Source organism: Deinococcota bacterium (assembly GCA_030858465.1).
GTDB lineage: Bacteria > Deinococcota > Deinococci > Deinococcales > Trueperaceae > JALZLY01.
The window spans coordinates 14,199-32,858 of record JALZLY010000085.1; the positions used below are offsets into that span (position 1 = coordinate 14,199).

An 18,660-nucleotide genomic window follows, 5' to 3' on the forward strand; every position below is an offset into this window, starting at 1 on the left:
TCAGCGCAAGATGAAGAGCGTCACGAAGTAGTAGGTGACCGGCACGGCGAAGAGCGCCGAGTCGATGCGGTCTAGGGCGCCGCCGTGGCCGGGCATGAAAAAGCCCGCGTCCTTGACGCCCGCCCAGCGCTTGATGAGCGACTCGAAGAGGTCGCCGAGCTGCGCCGCGCTGGCCACCAAGATGGCGAAGAAGATGCTGTCATAGAGGTTCACCTGCAGACCCGTCCAGAGCTCGAGCGCGTAGGTGGTTGCCGACACCATGACGATAGCTAGCGCGAGCCCGCCAAAGGCGCCCTCCAGGGTCTTGTTGGGGCTGATCAGCGGCGCCAGCTTGTTCTTGCCGAAGAGGCTGCCGATCACGTAGGCGCCCACGTCGCTGGCGATGATGCCCAGGGCGGGCAGGGCCAGATACCAGAGGCCCAAGACGCCGTCGGGCGTGTAGCGCAGGGTGATGGCGTAGCCGAGCAGCCAGGGGATGTAAAAGTAGCCAAACAGCGAGTAGATGACCGCGTTCATCGACTGTTCGTTGGGGCGAATAACCTCGAGCGCGATGAGGTAGAGCGCGACCATGCCGAGGAGCGCCTCGCGCCAGCTCACCCCGGCCACCAGCGGTTCCATGCCGGGATAGCTGACGGGCAAAGAGGCCGGCAAGGTGAGAATCGTCGCCACCCACAGACTGCGCTTGCGGATGGGGATGCCGCGCAGGTTCATCATCACGCTGTACTCCTGGATGGCGACCAGCGAGACGAAGAGGTAAGCGGGCGCGAGCAGGGGCAGCCCCACCCAGAGGACCAGCAAAAAACCCACGAAGGCCACCAAGGAGGAGACGACCCTGCTGTAGGGAAACGCCCGCTTCGTCCCCTTGGCTGTCATAGCTTAGCGCGCCCGGGGTGTGGCGGCGGGCGTCACTCGGCCACGTCTCCCGGTAGGGCGACGACGGACAACTCAATGGACAAATCAATGGACGAACGCGACGGACAAACCCGACAAACACAACGACAAGCGAGGAACCGTGAGATCAACCGCTGCTCTCGCACTTCCTCACAACCCGTCCGAATCCTCATCACCAGCCTCTGGACTTTTGCGCTTGGGCTTCCGCGCCTAGACTTCCATGATGTCGGCTTCTTTGCCCTTGAGGCGCTCGTCGATCCGGCGGATGAAGTCGTCGGTCAGCTTCTGGACCTCGCCCTCGCCGCCTTTGACCTCGTCCTCGGTGAGCAGGTTCTCCTTGCGCATCTCCCTCAGTTCGTCGTTGGCGTCGCGGCGGATGTTGCGCATGGCGACACGCGCCTCCTCGCCCATCGTCTTGACCGTCCTGACCAACTCGCGGCGGCGCTCGTCGTTCAGGGGCGGAATCGAGATGAAGATGCTGTCGCCCTTGTTGTTCGGGTTGAAGCCGAGGCCGCTCTCGCGGATGGCCTTTTCGATGCTGCCGACCGCCGACCTGTCGAAGGGGGTGATCAGCAGCGTGCGCGGGTCGGGGCTCGAGACCCCGGCGACCTGCGGCAAGGGCATGCTGGCGCCGTAGTAGTCCACCTGGATGCGGTTCAAGATGCCCGGGTTGGCGCGGCCGGTGCGCACCGTGCCGACGTTTTGCTCAAAGGACTCGAGCGACTTCTGCATGCGCTCCTTGGTCTCTCTCAGGACTGTCTTCATCTCAACCTCCCGTAGCTTAGAAGCATCATACCTTGCCGAGGCGGTGATATAGACAGCAACGCGGCAAGCGCCGAAGAGGCGTCGGTTGCCGGATCCAAAACCGTGAGCGGAGGTTTTTGACCCCGGTCGCCAAACACGCTAGAATGCCGTGAAACTACCGTGCCAAGAAACCACCGTGCCAAGCCACCGTGCCAAGCCACCGTGCCAAGGAGGCAACATGACCGACGTGCCCATCATTCCCCGAGAAACGTTCTTCGGCAATCCCCGCTATGTTAGCCCTCAGCTCTCCCCGGACGGCAAACGCCTCGCCTACCTCGCGCCCGAGGACGGCGTCATGAACCTGTGGCTGCGGACCGTCGGCGAGGAGGACGATCGTACCCTCACCCGCGACCGAGGGCGTGGCATCCAGTTCTACTTGTGGGCCAAGAACGGCGAGCAGCTCCTCTACATCCAGGACCGTGATGGCGACGAGAACTGGCACCTCTACGCCGTGGGCCATAGCGGCGACGAGCCCCGCGACCTCACGCCCGTCGAGGGCGTGCAAGCGCAGCCCTTTGCCACCGCCAACGACTTTCCCGACGAGCTTCTGGTGGGCCTGAACGACCGCACGCCGCAGTATCACGACGTCTACCGGGTGAATACCCGCACGGGCGAGCGCGAGCTCGTCGTGACCAACGATCTGGGCGCGATGGGCTGGGTAGCGGACCATCAGCTTCGCGTTCGTGTCGCCCAGGTACCCAACGCCTCAGGCGGCTTCGCCCTCTTGGCGCGCAGCCAAGGCGACTGGCGAGAGGTCATGAGTTGGGACAGCGAGGACGCCCTCGGCACGAACGCCTGGACCTTCGCCGGGGATGACCGGACGCTCTACCTGAGTAGCAGCGTGGGCTCAAACACCGCCGAGGCGCGCACGCTCGACTTGGAGACGCTCGAGGAGAAGGTCTTGGCCACCGACGCTGACGCCGACCTCCACGACCTCCTCCTGCACCCCACCAGCCACGCGCCCCAAGCAGCGGCCTTTGTGAGGGCGCGCAAGCGCTGGCAGGTCCTCGACGAGGTGCTGAAAGGCGATTTCACTGCCCTGGAACGCCTCCACGCGGGCGACTTCGAGGTTGTCGGGCGCGACCTCGCGGATACCACCTGGCTCGTCGCTTACACCCAGGACCGGGGTCCGGTCGTCTACTACAGCTATGACCGCACCACCAAGGAGGGCACATTTCTCTTCGCTGCCCGGCCCGAACTCGAGGGCCTGCCTCTCGCGCAGATGACGCCGGTGAGCTACCCGGCCCGTGACGGCCTCACCATCCACGGTTACCTGAGCTTGCCCGTCGGCGCCCAAGCCAAAGGCCTGCCCACAGTCCTCAACATTCACGGCGGTCCCTGGTGGCGCGACATGTGGGGGTACCACCCCGAGGCGCAGTGGCTTGCCAACCGCGGCTACGCGGTCTTGCAGATCAACTTCCGCGGCTCGACGGGCTACGGCAAAACCTTTATCAACGCCGCCGACCTCGAGTGGGGCGGCAAGATGCAAGACGACATCAGCGACGGGGTCGCGTGGCTGATCGCCGAGGGCGTCGCCGACAAGGACCGCGTCGGCATCTACGGCGGCTCCTACGGAGGCTTCGCGGTCCTGAGCGGCCTCACCAAGACGCCCGAGCTCTACGCCTGCGGCGTCGATATCGTCGGGCCATCCAGCCTCTTTACCTTTTTGGAAACCATCCCGCCCTATTGGGAAGCGATGAGGCCCATGCTCTACAAGCGAGTCGGCCATCCTGAGCGCGACGAGGCGCTCTTGCGCGAGCGCTCGCCCCTCTTTCACGCGAACCGCATTCAAGCGCCACTCTTCATCGCGCAAGGCGCCAACGACCCCAGGGTGAAGCGCGCCGAAAGCCTCCAGATTGTCGAGGCGCTCGAGCAGGCCGGCAAGACGGTCGATTACCTCGAGTTTGCCGACGAGGGTCACGGCTTTGTACGGCCTGAAAACCGCCTCGAGTTCTACCGGCGCGCCGAGGCATTCTTGGCCGAGCACTTAGGCGGCCGCCAAGAAGGGTGATAGCCGGACCGAAGGGGTTTCTTCGGTCCGGCTTGGAGGGCCGATGTGACTGTGGGGTGGATTCGTTCGCCCTGCCGCGACCGTGCAGTCTAAAGGCGTGGTGGATGCCGATCTTGCTGGCCGTCTGCGCCAGGCGCGCCCCAGTCGCCGGAGTTGTCGGGCAGTCGGCTCCTCACGAGATCCTCGTGCCGACGTGGGCGCCCGCCAAAAGGTGCTCCAGGTTGCGCTTGACGAAGATGTCGAAGACGACGATGGGCAGCCCCTTGTCCATGCAGAGGCTGATGGCGGTCGCGTCCATCACCTTGAGGCCCTGGTTTAAGACGTCCAAATAGCTGAGCGTCTCGAACTTCGTCGCCCCTGGGTTCTTGTGGGGGTCGTCGCTGTAGACGCCGTCCACCTTGTTTTTGGCCATCAAAACCACGTCGGCGCCCATTTCCAGGGCGCGCAGGGCGGCGGCGGTGTCGGTGGTGAAAAAGGGATTGCCGGTGCCGCCGCCGAAGATCACCACCCGCCCCTTCTCGAGGTGCCTGAGAGCCCGGCGACGGATATAGGGCTCGGCGATCTCTTGCATGGTGATGGCCGTCTGCACGCGGGTGTCTACTCCTGCTTGCTCGAGGGCGTCTTGCAAGACCATCGCGTTCATCACCGTGGGCAGCATGCCGACATAATCCGCGGTGGCCGGGTCCATGCTGCCCCCATGTTGCGCACCCCGCCAGAAGTTGCCGCCCCCCACCACCACCGCAATTTGAACGCCGCGGCTGTGAGCCGCGGCGATCTCTTGGGCGAGTGTCCCAGTAGCCTCATGACTGATTCCCGTTCCCTCAAAACCAGCCAGGAACTCACCGGAAAGCTTTAGCAGCACTCGCTTCACATCAGCCGCCGATGCTGATGCGCGCGAACTTGCCGATCTGGATGTTCTCGCCGATGGTGGCGATGGCCTCCTGGATGAGGGCCTCGACGGTCTTGCTCTCGTCCTTGATGAAGGGCTGCTCCAACAGGGTGGTCTCAGCGTAGAACTTGTTGATGCGCCCTTCGACGATTCGCTCGACGACGTTCTCGGGCTTACCCTCTTCGCGAGCCTGCGCGGCGAGCACCTTGCGCTCCTCCTCGAGGGCCTCGGTGGGCACCTCGTCGCGGCTCTTGTAACTCGGGTTGGCCATGGCGACGTGGATGGCCAGGTCGCGGGCGAGCCCCTGAAAGCGCTCGTTGCGGGCCACGAAGTCGGTCTCGCAGTTGAGTTCGACCAGCGTGGCCACCTTGCCGTTGTGGTGGATGTAGGAGCCGATAAAGCCCTCGCCGGCCTCGCGACCTTGCTTTTTGGCAGCCTTGGCGACGCCGCGCTCGCGCAACAGGGTGGCGGCCTTATCGACGTCGCCGCCGGTCTCCTGAAGCGCCCCCTTGACATCCATCATGCCCGCGCCGGTCATCGCGCGCAGCCTCTTGATCGTATCCATCGTGACGGCCATAGTTGGGTGTCTCCTCTGTAGAAATCTGTAGAAATCCGGTGTGGCAATCCGGTCTTGCCTGTGGTTCTTGCCGGTCAGGAGTCAGGAGGCAAAAGGTTTGATTCCGAGTCCTGTCCCTGAATTCCGACTCCTGCCTTTAGCTCCTCTCGCTGGCACCGAGCGCGGCCGCGCGAGCGATGGTCTCCTCGGTCGAGGGCATGTGGCTGGGCTGCTCGCGAGGAGGTGGCGCCTCGCCCTGAGCAGCTCCCGCCGCCTGAGCGCTCCCTTGCTGCGCCTCGGCGCCGCCGCGCACCTCGATGATGGCGTCGCTGAGGCGGGCGGTGACGAGCTGGATCGAGCGGATGGCGTCGTCGTTGCCGGGGATGATGTAGTCGAGCACGTCGGGGTCGGAGTCGGTGTCGGCCAGGGCGACGACCGGGATGCCCAGCTTGTTGGCCTCCTTGACGGCGATGCTCTCCTTGGTCGGGTCGATGATGAAGAGCGCGTCCGGCGCTCGGCTCAAGTCGCGGATGCCGCCCAGGTAACGTTGCAGGCGCTGCATCTCCTTGCCGAGTTCGACCTGCTCTTTTTTGGAGAACCTCAAGATGCCGCTATCCTCGAACCACTTCTCGAGCTCCTTGAGCCGGTCGACGCGGGTGCGGATGGTGCGGAAGTTGGTGAGCATGCCGCCCAGCCAGCGCTCGTTGATAAAGGGCATGCCGCAGCGCTTGGCCTCGGCGGCCAAGATCTCCTGAGCCTGCTTCTTGGTGCCGACGAAGAGGATGGTGCCGCCGCGCGCGGCGACGTCTTGCAAAAAGGCAAAGGACTTGTCGGACTCGACCAGGGTCTTTTGCAGGTCGATGATGAAGATGCCGTTGCGTTCGGCAAAGATGTAGCGCTTCATCTTGGGATTCCAGCGCTTGGTCTCGTGGCCGAAGTGGACACCGGCCTCGAGCAGTTGCTTCATGCCTAAGTAGGACATGGTTCCTCCAGAGCGGGACGTTGAGCGAAAGATTTTGGTGAACAGGTGAGTAAGGTCGAAGAGCCTAGTGGCTCTAACCTCAAGTCAAGCGGCCTAGTGGCTCTAACCTCAGGTCGAAGAGCCTAGTGGCCGTAACCTCAGGTCAAGCGGCCTAGTGGCCGTAACCTCAGAGCGCCTGACGCTCCGACCTCAAACAAAAGGGCCCGCAGGCCCCTTGCTCGGGCGCGGCGGACATCCCGCTGCCGCTGCACCCCTGTAAACCCAAATATTCAGGATAGCGCTATTGACACGATCTGTCTAGGGCCCCACGAGCCTCGCTGTGATCGGCGTCGAGTTGCAGGGCGTTGCGGTAGGCGTCGCAGGCGTTGTTCGCATCGTCGGCGGCGCCCCGCTCCTGGAAGGCCTGGCCGAGCCAGTACCAGGCGTCCGCCGAGTTGGGCGGCAAGATGGCGCCCCTCGAGGCGGTGTCGACGGCCTCGTCAAGGCGGCCCTGCTGCAAGGACACCCGCGACAAGTAGATGTAGATGCCGGGATAGGAGAGCGGGTCGATCTCGAGCGCCCTTCTCAGGTAGCGTTCGGAGGCCTCGACCTGACCACAGTCGAAGAGGGTGACGCCCAGGTTGGCATTGGCCTCGCGGAAGCTGGGATTGAGCTGCACGGCCTGCTCGAGCTCGAAGACGGCGTCTTCGCAGCGCTCCAGGCCCTTGTAGGTCACGCCGAGGTAATTGCGGGCGGCGGCGTTGCGCGGGTCCATCGCCACCGCCCGCCGAAACGAGGCAAGCGCCTGTTCGGGCTGGCCGAGGTCGCGGTAGCTGACGCCGGCGTGCATGTGGTAGAGCGCCTGCTCGGCAGCGGGCGCGTCCTGGCTGCGGGCTCGCTCGATGGCGGTCTCGAAGGCGGTGCGAGAGCCCTCCAAATCACCGCGCTCGCGCAGGACCAGGCCGCGCTCGTTATAGAGGGGCGCGTACTGGTTGTCGATGCGTTCGGCGTCCTGGAGAACGCCCAGGGCGTCGTCGAGCCGGCCGGCGCCCTCGCGGGGGCTGTCTTGGTACTGGGTGCGGTAGGCGCGCGCCAGCCAGACATAGCCGAGCACGTTGCTCGAGTCGGTGGTGATGACCTGGCGGAAGTCCTCGGCGGCCATGGCGACGGCACCCTCACAAAAGAGCGCGCGGCCCCGGCCCAAATGCGCCTCGACGTTGTCGGGCTCGCGGTCCAAGACCATGTTGTAGGCCTGGATGGCGGTAAAGCAGTCGTTCTGGCGGACGTAGTTGTCCCCGGCCAGGAGCAGGTCGGCCACGCTGGCTCCCCCCTCCTGAGCAAAGGCGGCGCTGAGACAGAGCGTAAGGGTCAAGAAACCTGCTATCTTTGCTATCACTTGCATCCTCCGGTGACGGCCTTGCAAAACCGCGATATTGTTGATCAACAAACCTGTTGACGCGCAAACTGAACGCACCTGAACGTGTGGTGTCCCCAGGGGACGCTCCGGCTGTGGTGGCTGGTGCGGCAACGTACTGGTCTATTTTGGTCTATTGCCGTACCCGCCCAGCTCAGCACCGATCTCAGGGACCATCATGACGAGTCACTGTGAGAAGGGCGTGTGCCGTAGGGGCGCGATTAATCGCGCCCCTACGGGTAATCGCGCCCCTACGGGCCGATGGTGTGTGCCCTACAGCACGTAGCGGCTCAAGTCCTCGTCGTTCACGATGCCCTCGAGCTTGCGCTCGACGTAGGTCTGGTCGATGATGACCTCGCCCAAGTCGGTGCCGAAGGAGACGTCTTCCAAGACGGTCTCGAGCACGGTGTGGAGCCTGCGAGCGCCGATGTCCTCGACCTCGTCGTTGACGCGGGCGCTGTAGTGGGCGATGCTCTCGATGCCCGAGTCGGTGAAGCGGACAACGTTACCGTCCACCTTGAGCAGCTCCAGGTACTGCTTGGTCAGGGAGTGCTTGGGCTGGGTGAGGATGCGCTGGAAGTCGGTCGCCGAGAGGGCGTCGAGTTCGACGCGGATGGGAAATCTCCCCTGCAGCTCGGGAATCAGGTCGGAGGGTTTGGAGACGTTGAAGGCGCCCGCGGCGATGAACAGCACGTGGTCGGTCTTCACTTGGCCGTAGCGGGTGGTGACTTGGGTGCCCTCGACGACCGGCAGGAGGTCGCGCTGCACGCCCTCGCCCGAGATGTCCGGGCCGCTGCCGCCCGACTCGCCCGCGACCTTGTCGAGCTCGTCCAAAAACACGATGCCGAAGTTCTCGGCGCGGTAGACGGCCTCACGGGCGACCTCGTCGTGATCGATGAGCTTTTTGGCCTCCTCGACCTTTAGGGTCTCGCGGGCGTCCTTTATCTTCGTCTTGCGGCGCACGCGCTTTTTGGGCATGAGGTTGGAGAACATGTCCTGGAGGTTCAAGCCCATCTCCTCCATGCCCGCGCCCATCATCGGCATGGGGCGCTCATCGCTCACCTCGATCTCGATCGAGCGGTCCTCGAGCCCGCCGTTCTCGAGCAGGCTGCGCATCTTGGCGCGACCCTCCTCGGTGCCGCCGGGCAGCAGATAGTCCAAGAGCCGGTCCTCGGCGTGGCGCTTGGCGCGCTCCTGCACCGCCTCGAGCTTTTCGCGCTCGACCATCACGTAAGCGGCCTGGGCGAGGTCGCGGACGATCGACTCGACGTCGCGGCCGACGTAGCCCACCTCGGTGAACTTGGTCGCCTCCACCTTGATGAAGGGCGCCCGCGCCAATCTAGCGAGGCGCCGGGCGATCTCGGTCTTGCCGACCCCGGTCGGGCCGATCATCAGGATGTTCTTGGGCGTGACCTCGCGCTGCAGGTCGTCAGAGAGCTGCCGGCGGCGGTAGTGGTTACGAAGCGCCACCGCCACCGAGCGCTTGGCCTTGTTCTGGCCGATGATGTGCTTGTCGAGCTCGGCGACGATCTCCAGAGGCGTCAACTCGCTCATCTCTTGTCTCCTTTGGGGGCGGTCCATCTGCACCAGCTCGGTCATGACTCGACCTCTGCCCCTTCTGCCCCTTCTGCTTCGCTGTCTCCGCCCACTGCGAGCACGGTGGCGTTGCCGCTGGTATAGATGTCGATGTCGGCGGCGATCTTGAGAGCGGTCTCGGCGATCTCGGGCGCGGCCATGTCGGTGTGGCGCAACAGGGCCAGGGCCGCGGCCTGAGCGTAGGCGCCGCCCGAGCCCACCGCCACCACGTTCTCATCGGGCGCGATCACGTCGCCGACGCCCGAGAGCGTGAGGATCTGCTTGTCGTCGGCGACGATCAGCATGGCCTCCAAGTTGCGCAAGACCCGGTCGGTCCGCCACTCCTTGACGGTTTCCACGGCGGCCCTGAGCAGGTTGCTCTTGCTCGAGGAGAGGTGCGACTCGAACTTGTCCAACAGGGTAAAGGCGTCCGAAACCGCCCCGGCGAAGCCGGTGAGGATCTTGCCGTCCTCGAGGGCGCGCACCTTGACCGCGCCCTTTTTCACGATGGTGTCGCCCAGGGTCACCTGGCCGTCGCCGGCGATCGCCGACACGCCGCCCCTGTGGACGGCGACGATGGTCGTTCCGTGCATGCGTTTCATCCCGAGAATCCTAACAGGCCTGGCCCGAAAGGATGTATCGGCAGGGCGGAACAGGGCGGGCTGGTGTCTAGAGCTTCAATCTTTGCTCAGACCCCACCCACCCCCCAGCCCCTCTTGGGGATAGGCAAAATCCTATGCTGCCCGCGCGGCGCCCTGGGGTAGACTTGGCCTATGCCCTTCTATCCCTACGCGCAGTGGGCTTCCATTTCGGCACTTCTGTGAGGCCAAGCCGTGAGTGACAAGCCATGAGCAAGCTCGAGCTCGGCATGCCTATTCTGACCGCCCTCATCTTGGCCGTCGGCCTCCTCACCCTGAACAGCGCCGCGCCCGCGGACGGTACCCTGGCGCAGCAGCTCCTCTACCTGGCGCTGTCCCTGCCGGTCTGCCTGCTCGTGCTCTGGCTCGGGCGCGAGCGCCTGGTCAGGCTGGCCCCGGCCGCCTACGCCGTCACCCTGCTCTTGCTCGTGGCCACCCTGCTGCTGATGCCGGAAGTCTACGGCGCCCGCCGCTGGCTCAAACTGGGCCCGCTGCCCGCCTTCCAACCCTCGGAGTTCGCCAAGCTCGCGCTCCTCTTGAGCCTGGCCGTCAGCCTGCACGAGCGACCCATCCGCGGCCTGCTCGCTTACCTGCGACCGCTCGCGCTTATCGGCGTGCCGGCGACGCTGGTCTTGATGGGACCCGATCTCGGCGGCGCGCTCGTCATGGGCGCCCTCGGCTTCGGCATCCTGTTCGTGCGCGGGCTGCCCCTGCGTCACGTGCTCGTCTTCAGCCTGGTCCTGCTGCTGGCCGCGCCCACACTCGTCTGGCCCAACTTGAGGCCGCACCAGCAAGAGCGCGTCGTCACCTTCTTGAACCCCACCGCCGACCCGCAGGGAAGCGGCTACCAGGTGATCCAGTCGCGCATCGCGGTGGGCTCGGGCGGGCTCTTCGGCAAGGGCTACCAGCAGGGCACTCAGTCACAGCTCGACTTCATCCCTTTCAAGCAGACCGACTTCATCTATCCCGTCCTGGCCGAGGAGGCGGGCTTCGTCGGCGCGGCCGGCCTGATTCTGCTCTTCGCGCTGCTCTTCTGGCGCTTAGCGGCGATGGCGGTCGAGTGCCCCAGGGAGCGCGACCAGCTCATCATCACCGGAGTCTTGTCCTTGATCGGCTTTCAGGTCCTGGTCAACATCGGCGTGAGCCTCGGCTTGGCGCCGGTCACGGGCATCACCCTGCCGCTCGTCTCCTACGGCGGCACCAGCCTCATCGCGACGCTGGCGGCGCTCGCCATCGCCTTCACGGTCCACCGCGACCGTTACGAGGACTGGTAAAGGTTGGTAAAGGCAAACAGCATCAAGGTTTATGCCGACCCCCGACCCCTGACCCCTGACCCCTGACCCCTGGAGGTTGCCATGACCGCGAAAGGTGTTTTGCTCACCGTTATCGTCCTGCTCTGTCTCCTCTTTGCGCTTTTCAACCTGGAGGCTCTGACCGCCACGAGCCGCGTGAATCTGCTGGTGACGGAGGCGTTTCTGCCGCTCGGGCTCGTCCTCTTGCTCGCCACCGTGATCTTGAGCGTGCTCTACTTTCTGCTCTCGCTCTTTTCAAGAGCAGGCCAGCTCAAGCGGATGAACGACTACGAGAAGAGGCTCGAGGCCTTGCGCGACGAGCTCGAGCGGGCGCGCTTCAGCGAACTCGAGGGCGTCGAAAAACGCCTCGGCGAGCGCCTCAACCACCTCGAAAAGCGCCTGTCGGGGCTCGGCGAGGGGCTCGAGGACGGCCTGCGCCGAACCCGGGCGCAGCTCGACGAGCGCATCCTGCTGATGCGCAACGAGCTCGCCGCGGACATCGCCGCGATGGGCGATGAGCTCGGTGCTTCGGTCGGGGTGAGGGCGCCCAGGCTGGGCGGGGAGCATGAGGATAGCGAGTAGGGGCATGCTCCCTGTCCCTTCACTCGCCGGCATCTCGGGGCGACCATTGGTGACCCCAATCTCTGCTAGGCTGGGGCCATGAGCGAAGCATCTACCAAAGCGTCCGCAAGCGAAGCACCGGCCACGGGCCTGCCCACCAAGGAGGCGATTCTCGAGGCGCTCAAGGTCGTCAAGGACCCCGAAATCCCCCTCAACGTGGTGGACCTGGGCCTCATCTACGACCTGAACATCGACGAGGACGGCAGCGTCACCATCGAGATGACCCTGACCAGCATGGGCTGCCCCGTGCAGGACATGATCCAGGCCGACGCCGAGCTGGCCGCGATGAAGGTCGAGGGCGTCAAGCAGGTCAGTGTCGACTTCGTGTGGTCGCCGCCCTGGAGCCCGGCCAAGATGTCCGACGACGGCAAAAAGCAGATGAGGATGTTCGGCTTCAACCTGTAGGGCAGGAGTCGGAACGCAGGAGTCGGGAGTCGCCTTGTTCTGACCCAAAACCGCAGCCGTGTTCAGCCTGGTTCCGTTCGCGGCGCGCTGAGCGCCCGCTCGGCCAGTTCGTACTCGCCCTTGTTGTCGCTGGGGCCGATCAGCTCTTGCGCCTTGGCCCCGGTGGCGGCGGCGGCCAGGCCGGCCAGCCGGTTGAGGGCGGGACGGCTGAAACCGGTGAAGGCCAGGCGGATTTGGGCCTCGCCCGATTCGGTGTTTTCGAGGTAGTAGACCGCAGGCACGTGTGTCACCGCGTAGAGGCGGCTCAGCTCGAGCCCTTCGTCGTGAATCACCGTGAGGCCCCCCAGGTAGCCCTCGGCATAGGCCCGCACCGCCGCCGCCTCGCCCTGCAAGACGAGCCAGACCGCAAGCCCTGGCAGCCGTTCCTGGAGCCGCCGCAGATAGCCGACCGCGAGGCGGCTGGCGTGGATTTCGGGCATGGCAAAGCAGAGGAGCAGCGGGCCTCGGGCTAGAGCCTCGGCGCTGTTCGGCGTTTCGCCCGCCAGCGTCTTTGCTTCAAAAGCCGGGGCTCCGCTTCCTTCAAGCAGCACGTTCACGCGCTCGAGTCTAGCAGGCGCCGCCCGGTCCCGGTGACCCAATCCCGGTGATAGGCCTAATCCCGGTGATAAGGATGCCCCGCCCGGATGGTCTCGATGCGGTAGAGCTGCTCGAGTAAGACCAGCCGGGCGAGCTCGTGGGGCAAGGTGAGGCTGGAGAGGCTCCAGGCGGCCTGGGCGCGTTCTCGTAGCCTCTGCCCGTGGCCCTGGGCGCCGCCGATGAGCAGGCTGATCCGGCTCACCCCTTGGGTCTCCAGGGCCGTCACCCGCGCGGCGAGCGTGCGCGAGTCCTGCCCCTCGCCCTGCTCGTCGAGGGCGATGAGGTAGCCCGAAGCGGCCGCCAGGAGGCGCTTGGCCTCGTCGTCCCTGGCCGCGGCGTCGTTCAGCCTGCTGTCCTTGAGCTCGACCATCTCGACCTTGGCGTAGCCCCCGAGCCGCTTCAGGTAGTGGTCGGCGCCGCCTTTGTAGAAGCCCCGCTTGAGCCGGCCGATGGCGACGACGCTGTAGCGCATGCTGGTAGCTCTTAAGGGCCCGGCTCGAGCGCGTCCGCTTGGAGACCCAGCTTGTCGAAGAGCTCGAGCTGGCGCGTCCTCTTCATACCCGAGGCGCCCATGGCCTCGCGCAACCCGGCGGGGTCGATCAGCTCGCGCAGGAGTTCGATCTCGGTCCTTGAAAAGCGGCGGCCGTAGAGCACGTGCTCCTCGAAGGCGGCGTAGGCCATGGGCGCGACGGCCTTGACCACCCTGGCCATGGCGTCGCCGTAGACGCGGATTTCAAACTGGGCGTGCCAGTCCAGGCGCAGGCGCAGAAAGTGAAAGAGGTTGTTGAGGTCGATCTGCCAGTACATCTCGGTGTAGAGGCTGAGGGGCAGGTTGAGCCGGGCGAGCTCGCGGGCGATGCCGTCCTCCAAGAGGCCCTGATAGGAGCCGTAGGTTGCGGCCTGCTCGGCCTGGATGAGGGCGATGACCCGCTCCTGAAGCTCCTCGGGCAGGCTCTCCTCGCTGCTGCCCTGCTTGTTGAGGCGCGACTGGAGGCGCACCTCGCCCGGCCTCGGGCAGTAGAACTCGTCGCGCATGACCGAGTATCTGCCGCTGATCTCGTTCAGCCGCGCGGTCCTGTGGCGAATCCACTGCCGCGCCACGAAGATGGGCATCTTGACGTGAAAGGTGAAGATGACCTGCTCGAAGGGGCTGCTGTGGTCATGACGCAAGAGGTAGTCGATCAGTCCAGCGTCCTCGCGCACGGTCTTGGTGCCCTCGCCGTAGGAGACGCGGGCGGCCTGGACGATGCGGGCGTCGCCGCCCATATAATCGACCAGGCGCACGAAACCTTTGTCCAGGACGCGAAATTCCTGGTCCAGCAGGGCCTCTGCCGCGGGAATGCTGGTATGGGCCATGGGCCATTCTATGCCAGGAGGCAGCCGCGGCGGCGTCTCTCGAGCCTTGGCGCGGATGGCTTGGCGATTAGAAGCTTGTGTGTAGCCGTTTTCACACAAGACGCCTTTTGCGTCCAGAACACGGCAAGTGCCTCTCACAAGCTTTTCATAGGGTTTGACAGCCCCGAAAACATGTGACATACTGCTTGTGGATTTGTGTCTTTGCGTAGCCGCAGTGAAAGGAGGTGTACCCATTGAACCGGCTAGCTGGACCCCAGATCTCAGCGAGAGGGCGCCTGCGGGCGGCAGAGGAAACTCGGACACTCGAGCCGGAAGCACGCCTCCTGATCGCTGCTGCAAGAAATCACACGATGGTCAAACACAATGTTCAAGGGGTAAAACACTATGAGAAAACTCTTCATCACCTTACTCGCCACACTTCTAGCCAGTGGCGCCCTGGCGCAGGAGCAGCCGGCCTTTCCGGATATTCCGGCGGGCCACTGGGCTGCCGACGCCGTCAATCGCATTGCCGACCTAGGCATCGTGATCGGCTTTCCTGACGGTACCTTCCGCGGTAACGAGGGCTTTACCCGTTACCAGGCCGCGCTGGTCGTCAGCCGCCTCCTCAACGTCATCGCCGAGGATGTCGCCGCCATCGGCGCCTTGAGCGCCGAAGACCTCACCGCGCTGCGCAACGCGGTCCAGGAGCTCGGCATGCGCGTGGGCACGCTCGAGGGCGACCTCGATATGCTCCGCGGCGACATCGGCATGATGGCCGACCAGGCCGCGCTGCTCAACCGTCTCGACGCCCTCGAGGTCGAAGTCGACACCGCGCTGGCCCGCGCTCAAGCCGCCGAGGACGCCGCTCTGGCCGGCATCGATCCCATGCTCGCCGCGCAAGTCGAGGCCAATGCCCGCGGCATCGCCAGCCTCAACGACGTGGTAGCTCAGCTCACCCAGGAGATCGACGCGCTGCGCGCCGGTCCTACCGATGGCGCCCCCGACTTTATGGCCGACATCGACCGCACCACCCGCGACGTCGCCAACCTCCGCGAGTTCGTGATCCTCTTGCGCCGCGACCAGGTCGCCCTGCGCGAGCGCGTAGCCGCGCTCGAGGAGCAGGTCGGCCGCATCGACGAGCTTGACGCCCGCGTCACCGCGCTCGAGGAGGCGCAGATCACCTTCACGGGCAGCGTCACGCTCACCCTTATACAGGGTACGCTCGACGGCGACCAGATCGCCTTTGACGTCGACCGCATCTTCGTCGGCGGTGCCGGCATGCCCCGCGGCCTGGCCAACTCGGTCTTCAGCACCGGTGCTGATGGCGACATCCCCGCTCGCGAGCGCGCCGACATCTTCCAGACGCCCGCCGCCTTCACCACTGACCTGGCCGCCGACTTCGGCTTCGGCGAGGGCCGTGGCGGCACCGGCGTCAGCGGTCTCGATGAGTTCGACGCCGTCGTCGACTTCCGCCTCAGGCGCGCCTTCGGCCTCTGCGCCAACGCGGCTTGCACCGCCACCTTCGACGGCTTCGTCTTCGAGCTGAGAAACGTCATCGCCACGGTGGACGTCGCCGGCGCCGGCCCCATCCAGTTCCAGTTCGGCGAGGCCCCGGAGGCCCGCTTCACCCAATACGTCTTCCAGGCCCTGGGCCCCGGCTTCGTCGCCACCATCGGCGCCCCCGACTTTCTTGACTTCCTGAGCCCCACCCTGTCGGCGGCCTACGGCATCGCCAGAAGGACCGTCGATATCGAGGGCGCCGACAACGTGCAGGTGCTCGGCCCCAACGCCCAATACTTCGGCGTCCGCGCCACCTTGAGCCCCTTCGAAGGTCTCACCCTCGGCGTGTCGCTCGCTCAGCTCGACAGAGCCGACGACGCATCGGCGACCGGCGTGTTCGGCGTCGACGCCAACGTCTCGCTCGGCTTCGTCAGCCTCGCCGGTGAGTACGCCCGCAGCGAGGGCGCCGTCACCACCACCGACGCCGACGGCAACCCTATCGGCGACCTCGGCTCGGATGAAGCCACCGACCTCTACTACGTCACGGCGACCGTCGCCGGCGACACCCTGCCGCTGCTCAACAGCCTGACCGCCAACTACCGCAACATGCCCGTCAGGAACATCGGTGCGGAGACGGCCAACGTCGCCGGCGGCTTCTTCGGCGTCGAGTTCGGCGCCGAGGGCGACAAGCCCTTCCGCTTCGACCAGGTGGGCTTCGGCGTCGACGCCAGCGTCAACCTCTTCATCCTCGACGTCGGCGTCTACTTCGACTCCTACACCATCCCCTCCAGCGGCGCTGATGTCACCGCCTACGGCGCCACGACCGAAGTCGATCTCTTCGCCGGCTTCGCGGCGCGTGGCTTCTTCCGCCAGGCCCTGGTGGACGGCGCCGAAGTGCGCAACCTCGGCGGCTTTGCCGGCAACGCCCGCACCCAGAACTACGCCAGCGAGCTCGGCGCCGGCCTGCGTCACGACGGCGCTGCCGAAAACGCGCTCATCGACGGCCTCAACCTCAACTTCGAGTACGCGCTGCTCGGCCCAGGCGGCTTTGGCGGCACCCCGCGCATCACCGCCGAGGCCGACTACAGCCTCACCGTCGCGGGCATCACCTTGGACCCCTACGTCAGCTTCGTCGACAGGGCGCAGAACCCGATCGACGGCGCCGACACCACCATCCGCGCCGGCACCAGCCTGAGCACCGAGCCGCTCGACATCTTCCTCAACCCCAGCTTGAACGCCGCGGCCAACTACCGCACCAGCGCTCTCGACCCCGCGGAAGCGGCCGCTTTCACCGCCGAAGAGCTGCACTACAGCGTCGGCGTGACCCTGAACGAGTTCCTCTTCGAGAACAGTAGCGTCAGCGCCCGCTTCGGCTCCTACATGGGCACCAACATCAGCGTCGCGCGGCGCGCCGACCCCGCCGACCCCGACGTCAACGAGATGACCAGCGTCAACGTCGCGACCCGCGCCCATACCGCGGCCGACCTCGGCGGTGCGGTGCAGACCACGACCGGCTTCGAGCTGACCTGGGACTACTTCGACCTCCAGTTCGCCTACGGTATGTACAGCAACACCATCGCCGGCGGCACCGTCGCCGACGAGAGCACTACCGGCAACCGCTTCAGAATCCGCTACGTCGTCAACTTCTAGACGCCAGTCTTCGGCGTACCGATAGCAAAAGAAGGACCCCGCGCAAGCGGGGTCCTTCTTTTGCGGTTTATTGTCGTGTGCTCGCTTGGGACATCTCGCACATGCCCGAAAGGGCGGTAGACTGAGCCGTCATGCCGGCCGTCAGCGTTCGTCCACGCCCGGGTATCGCTACGGCCTTGCTGCTCTACGGGGCGGCGACCACCGCCTTTGTCGCCATGTACCTGCCGCAGCCGATCCTGCCGGTCCTGGCCAGGGACTTCGGCGTCTCCGCCAGCACCGCCAGCCTGAGCGTCGCTGCGCTCATCTTCAGCCTGGCCCTGGCCTCGTTGGTGGTCGGTCCCATCTCCGACCGCATCGGCCGCAAGCCGGTGATGGTGGCCTCGTCTTTGCTCTTGGCCCTGCCCTCGCTGCTCTGCGCCCTGGCGCCGTCGATGGCCGCCCTGCTCGCCTGGCGCCTCGTTCAGGGGGCGCTCTTGCCGGGCATCACCGCCATCGGCGTCGCCTATTTGGCCGAGGAGTTCGAGGCCGAGTGGCTGGGCCCGCTCCTGGGCGGCTACATCGCCTCCAACGTCTTAGGCGGCCTCGTCAGCCGGGTGATGAGCGGCGCCGTGACCGAGCTCTTCGGCTGGCCCTGGGCTTTTGTCGCCAGTGCTCTTCTCAGCCTCCTGGCGGGAACCCTGCTGTGGCTGTGGCTGCCGGCCTCGCGCCGCTTCGAGGCCGAGGGTCGGCTCGGCCAGGCCTACCGCGGCATGCTGGGGCATCTCGGCAACCCCCGGCTCCTGGGTGCTTATGCGGTCGGCTTCGCGCTCTTTTTTGCCTTTATGGCGGTGTTCACCTATCTGCCCTTCTACCTGGAAGCCCCGCCCTTCGGTTTTTCACCGGCCAGCATCGGCCTCGTCTACGTGGTCTACGCCGCGGGCATGGTGTCCTCGCCGGCGGCGGGCCTGCTCGTCGGCGTGATGACCCGGCAGCGCATCATGATGTGGGCCTTGCTGCTCTTGGTGCTGGCCAATCTGGCTACCCTGCGCGCGGAGACTGCTCCGCTCGTGAGCTCCTTGCTGCTGTTGTGCTTCGCCAACTTCGCCACGCAGAGCACGGCGACCGCTTATGTGGCCGCGCGGGCCGAGCGCAACCGGGCCGGCGCCACCGCGCTCTACCTCTTCGCTTACTATGCGGGCGGCGGGCTGGGAGCCTATCTGCCCGGCTTGTTCTGGCCCGGCTACGCCTGGCCGGGTGTGGTGGGGCTGACGGTAGTCGCGCTGCTGCTGGCGTTTGCAGCGGCCTGGCGTCTCTGCCGGGACTAGGCCGGCGGGCTTGCGCGCGTTACCGGAGGGGACCATCCGGAAGTGCCCGCGCCTGCGTTTTGTGGGGGCGGTGTGGACGGTAGCGTGGGCGGTAGCAAAGTGGAGACGCCGCTCGAGCGGCGTCTCCACTTTGCTACCGCCCACGCTACCGTCCACACCGCCCCCACAAAACGCAGGC

The 18,660-nt window shown here is 65.6% G+C and carries 17 protein-coding genes; 6 read left to right on the plus strand and 11 right to left on the minus strand.

The window, feature by feature from the left end; genetic code table 11:
- Positions 1-873: a phosphatidate cytidylyltransferase gene (locus tag M3498_04125; GenBank protein ID MDQ3458484.1), complete on the minus strand. Its 873-nt coding sequence runs from the start codon at positions 871-873 to the stop codon at positions 1-3.
- Positions 874-1,101: 228 nt separating this feature from the next.
- Positions 1,102-1,656 (minus strand): ribosome recycling factor, encoded by a 555-nt coding sequence (frr, locus tag M3498_04130; GenBank protein ID MDQ3458485.1) that lies wholly within the window; start codon positions 1,654-1,656, stop codon positions 1,102-1,104.
- Positions 1,657-1,873: 217 nt separating this feature from the next.
- On the opposite strand from frr, the gene M3498_04135 reads away from it, so the two are divergent.
- Complete coding sequence (locus M3498_04135) at positions 1,874-3,706, plus strand: S9 family peptidase (protein ID MDQ3458486.1); 1,833 nt, start codon at positions 1,874-1,876, stop codon at positions 3,704-3,706.
- A 172-nt stretch (positions 3,707-3,878) separates the two neighbouring features.
- Here the strand turns inward: M3498_04135 and pyrH are convergent, their stop codons facing one another.
- The 6 genes from pyrH to hslV form a co-directional block, all read right to left on the minus strand.
- On the minus strand, positions 3,879-4,577 hold the full coding sequence (pyrH, locus tag M3498_04140; GenBank protein ID MDQ3458487.1) for a UMP kinase: 699 nt from the start codon (positions 4,575-4,577) through the stop codon (positions 3,879-3,881).
- Between the two features lies 1 nt (position 4,578).
- A complete protein-coding gene (locus tag M3498_04145) occupies positions 4,579-5,160 on the minus strand; it encodes an elongation factor Ts (protein ID MDQ3458488.1) in 582 nt (193 codons plus the stop codon).
- A 148-nt stretch (positions 5,161-5,308) separates the two neighbouring features.
- The gene (gene rpsB, locus M3498_04150; protein ID MDQ3458489.1) at positions 5,309-6,133 is read right to left on the minus strand and encodes a 30S ribosomal protein S2; all 825 of its coding nucleotides are present in this window, start codon (positions 6,131-6,133) and stop codon (positions 5,309-5,311) included.
- Between the two features lie 280 nt (positions 6,134-6,413).
- A complete protein-coding gene (locus tag M3498_04155; GenBank protein MDQ3458490.1) occupies positions 6,414-7,484 on the minus strand; it encodes a tetratricopeptide repeat protein in 1,071 nt (356 codons plus the stop codon).
- Positions 7,485-7,799: 315 nt separating this feature from the next.
- Positions 7,800-9,080: an ATP-dependent protease ATPase subunit HslU gene (hslU, locus tag M3498_04160; GenBank protein MDQ3458491.1), complete on the minus strand. Its 1,281-nt coding sequence runs from the start codon at positions 9,078-9,080 to the stop codon at positions 7,800-7,802.
- A 41-nt stretch (positions 9,081-9,121) separates the two neighbouring features.
- A complete protein-coding gene (gene hslV / locus M3498_04165; GenBank protein ID MDQ3458492.1) occupies positions 9,122-9,703 on the minus strand; it encodes an ATP-dependent protease subunit HslV in 582 nt (193 codons plus the stop codon).
- A 245-nt stretch (positions 9,704-9,948) separates the two neighbouring features.
- Between hslV and rodA the strand changes: the two genes are divergently transcribed.
- From rodA to M3498_04180, 3 genes are all read left to right on the plus strand, one after another.
- Entirely contained in the window at positions 9,949-11,013 is a 1,065-nt protein-coding gene (rodA, locus tag M3498_04170) for a rod shape-determining protein RodA (protein ID MDQ3458493.1), read from the plus strand.
- Positions 11,014-11,094: 81 nt separating this feature from the next.
- Positions 11,095-11,613, plus strand: a complete 519-nt coding sequence (locus M3498_04175) for a hypothetical protein (GenBank protein MDQ3458494.1) — start codon at positions 11,095-11,097, stop codon at positions 11,611-11,613.
- 78 nt (positions 11,614-11,691) lie between these two features.
- Positions 11,692-12,057 carry a metal-sulfur cluster assembly factor gene (locus M3498_04180; GenBank protein ID MDQ3458495.1) on the plus strand — a complete coding sequence of 122 codons (366 nt, stop codon included), beginning with the start codon at positions 11,692-11,694 and terminating at the stop codon, positions 12,055-12,057.
- A 62-nt stretch (positions 12,058-12,119) separates the two neighbouring features.
- On the opposite strand, the gene M3498_04185 is transcribed toward M3498_04180, so the two are convergent.
- The 3 genes from M3498_04185 to thyX are packed head-to-tail and all read right to left on the minus strand — an operon-like array spanning position 12,120 to position 14,049.
- Positions 12,120-12,653 (minus strand): hypothetical protein, encoded by a 534-nt coding sequence (locus M3498_04185; protein MDQ3458496.1) that lies wholly within the window; start codon positions 12,651-12,653, stop codon positions 12,120-12,122.
- A gap of 56 nt (positions 12,654-12,709) precedes the next feature.
- The gene (locus M3498_04190; protein MDQ3458497.1) at positions 12,710-13,165 is read right to left on the minus strand and encodes a 23S rRNA (pseudouridine(1915)-N(3))-methyltransferase RlmH; all 456 of its coding nucleotides are present in this window, start codon (positions 13,163-13,165) and stop codon (positions 12,710-12,712) included.
- Between the two features lie 11 nt (positions 13,166-13,176).
- A complete protein-coding gene (thyX, locus tag M3498_04195; GenBank protein MDQ3458498.1) occupies positions 13,177-14,049 on the minus strand; it encodes an FAD-dependent thymidylate synthase in 873 nt (290 codons plus the stop codon).
- Positions 14,050-14,433: 384 nt separating this feature from the next.
- Here thyX and M3498_04200 point away from each other — a divergent pair, with 384 nt between their 5' ends.
- Positions 14,434-17,178, plus strand: a complete 2,745-nt coding sequence (locus tag M3498_04200; GenBank protein MDQ3458499.1) for an S-layer homology domain-containing protein — start codon at positions 14,434-14,436, stop codon at positions 17,176-17,178.
- A 131-nt stretch (positions 17,179-17,309) separates the two neighbouring features.
- Positions 17,310-18,482, plus strand: coding sequence for an MFS transporter (locus M3498_04205; protein MDQ3458500.1), 1,173 nt, complete (start codon positions 17,310-17,312; stop codon positions 18,480-18,482).
- Positions 18,483-18,660 lie beyond the last annotated feature (178 nt).

Excerpts from the sequence above, each read along its gene's own strand:
- M3498_04125 (MDQ3458484.1), bottom strand. The coding sequence starts at position 873 with ATGACAGCCAAGGGGACGAAGCGGGCGTTTCCCTACAGCAGGGTCGTC.
- frr (MDQ3458485.1), bottom strand. The coding sequence starts at position 1,656 with ATGAAGACAGTCCTGAGAGAGACCAAGGAGCGCATGCAGAAGTCGCTC.
- M3498_04135 (MDQ3458486.1), top strand. The coding sequence starts at position 1,874 with ATGACCGACGTGCCCATCATTCCCCGAGAAACGTTCTTCGGCAATCCC.
- M3498_04145 (MDQ3458488.1), bottom strand. The coding sequence starts at position 5,160 with ATGGATACGATCAAGAGGCTGCGCGCGATGACCGGCGCGGGCATGATG.
- rpsB (MDQ3458489.1), bottom strand. The coding sequence starts at position 6,133 with ATGTCCTACTTAGGCATGAAGCAACTGCTCGAGGCCGGTGTCCACTTC.
- hslU (MDQ3458491.1), bottom strand. The coding sequence starts at position 9,080 with ATGAGCGAGTTGACGCCTCTGGAGATCGTCGCCGAGCTCGACAAGCAC.
- hslV (MDQ3458492.1), bottom strand. The coding sequence starts at position 9,703 with ATGAAACGCATGCACGGAACGACCATCGTCGCCGTCCACAGGGGCGGC.
- rodA (MDQ3458493.1), top strand. The coding sequence starts at position 9,949 with ATGAGCAAGCTCGAGCTCGGCATGCCTATTCTGACCGCCCTCATCTTG.
- M3498_04175 (MDQ3458494.1), top strand. The coding sequence starts at position 11,095 with ATGACCGCGAAAGGTGTTTTGCTCACCGTTATCGTCCTGCTCTGTCTC.
- M3498_04180 (MDQ3458495.1), top strand. The coding sequence starts at position 11,692 with ATGAGCGAAGCATCTACCAAAGCGTCCGCAAGCGAAGCACCGGCCACG.
- M3498_04190 (MDQ3458497.1), bottom strand. The coding sequence starts at position 13,165 with ATGCGCTACAGCGTCGTCGCCATCGGCCGGCTCAAGCGGGGCTTCTAC.
- thyX (MDQ3458498.1), bottom strand. The coding sequence starts at position 14,049 with ATGGCCCATACCAGCATTCCCGCGGCAGAGGCCCTGCTGGACCAGGAA.
- M3498_04200 (MDQ3458499.1), top strand. The coding sequence starts at position 14,434 with ATGAGAAAACTCTTCATCACCTTACTCGCCACACTTCTAGCCAGTGGC.
- M3498_04205 (MDQ3458500.1), top strand. The coding sequence starts at position 17,310 with ATGCCGGCCGTCAGCGTTCGTCCACGCCCGGGTATCGCTACGGCCTTG.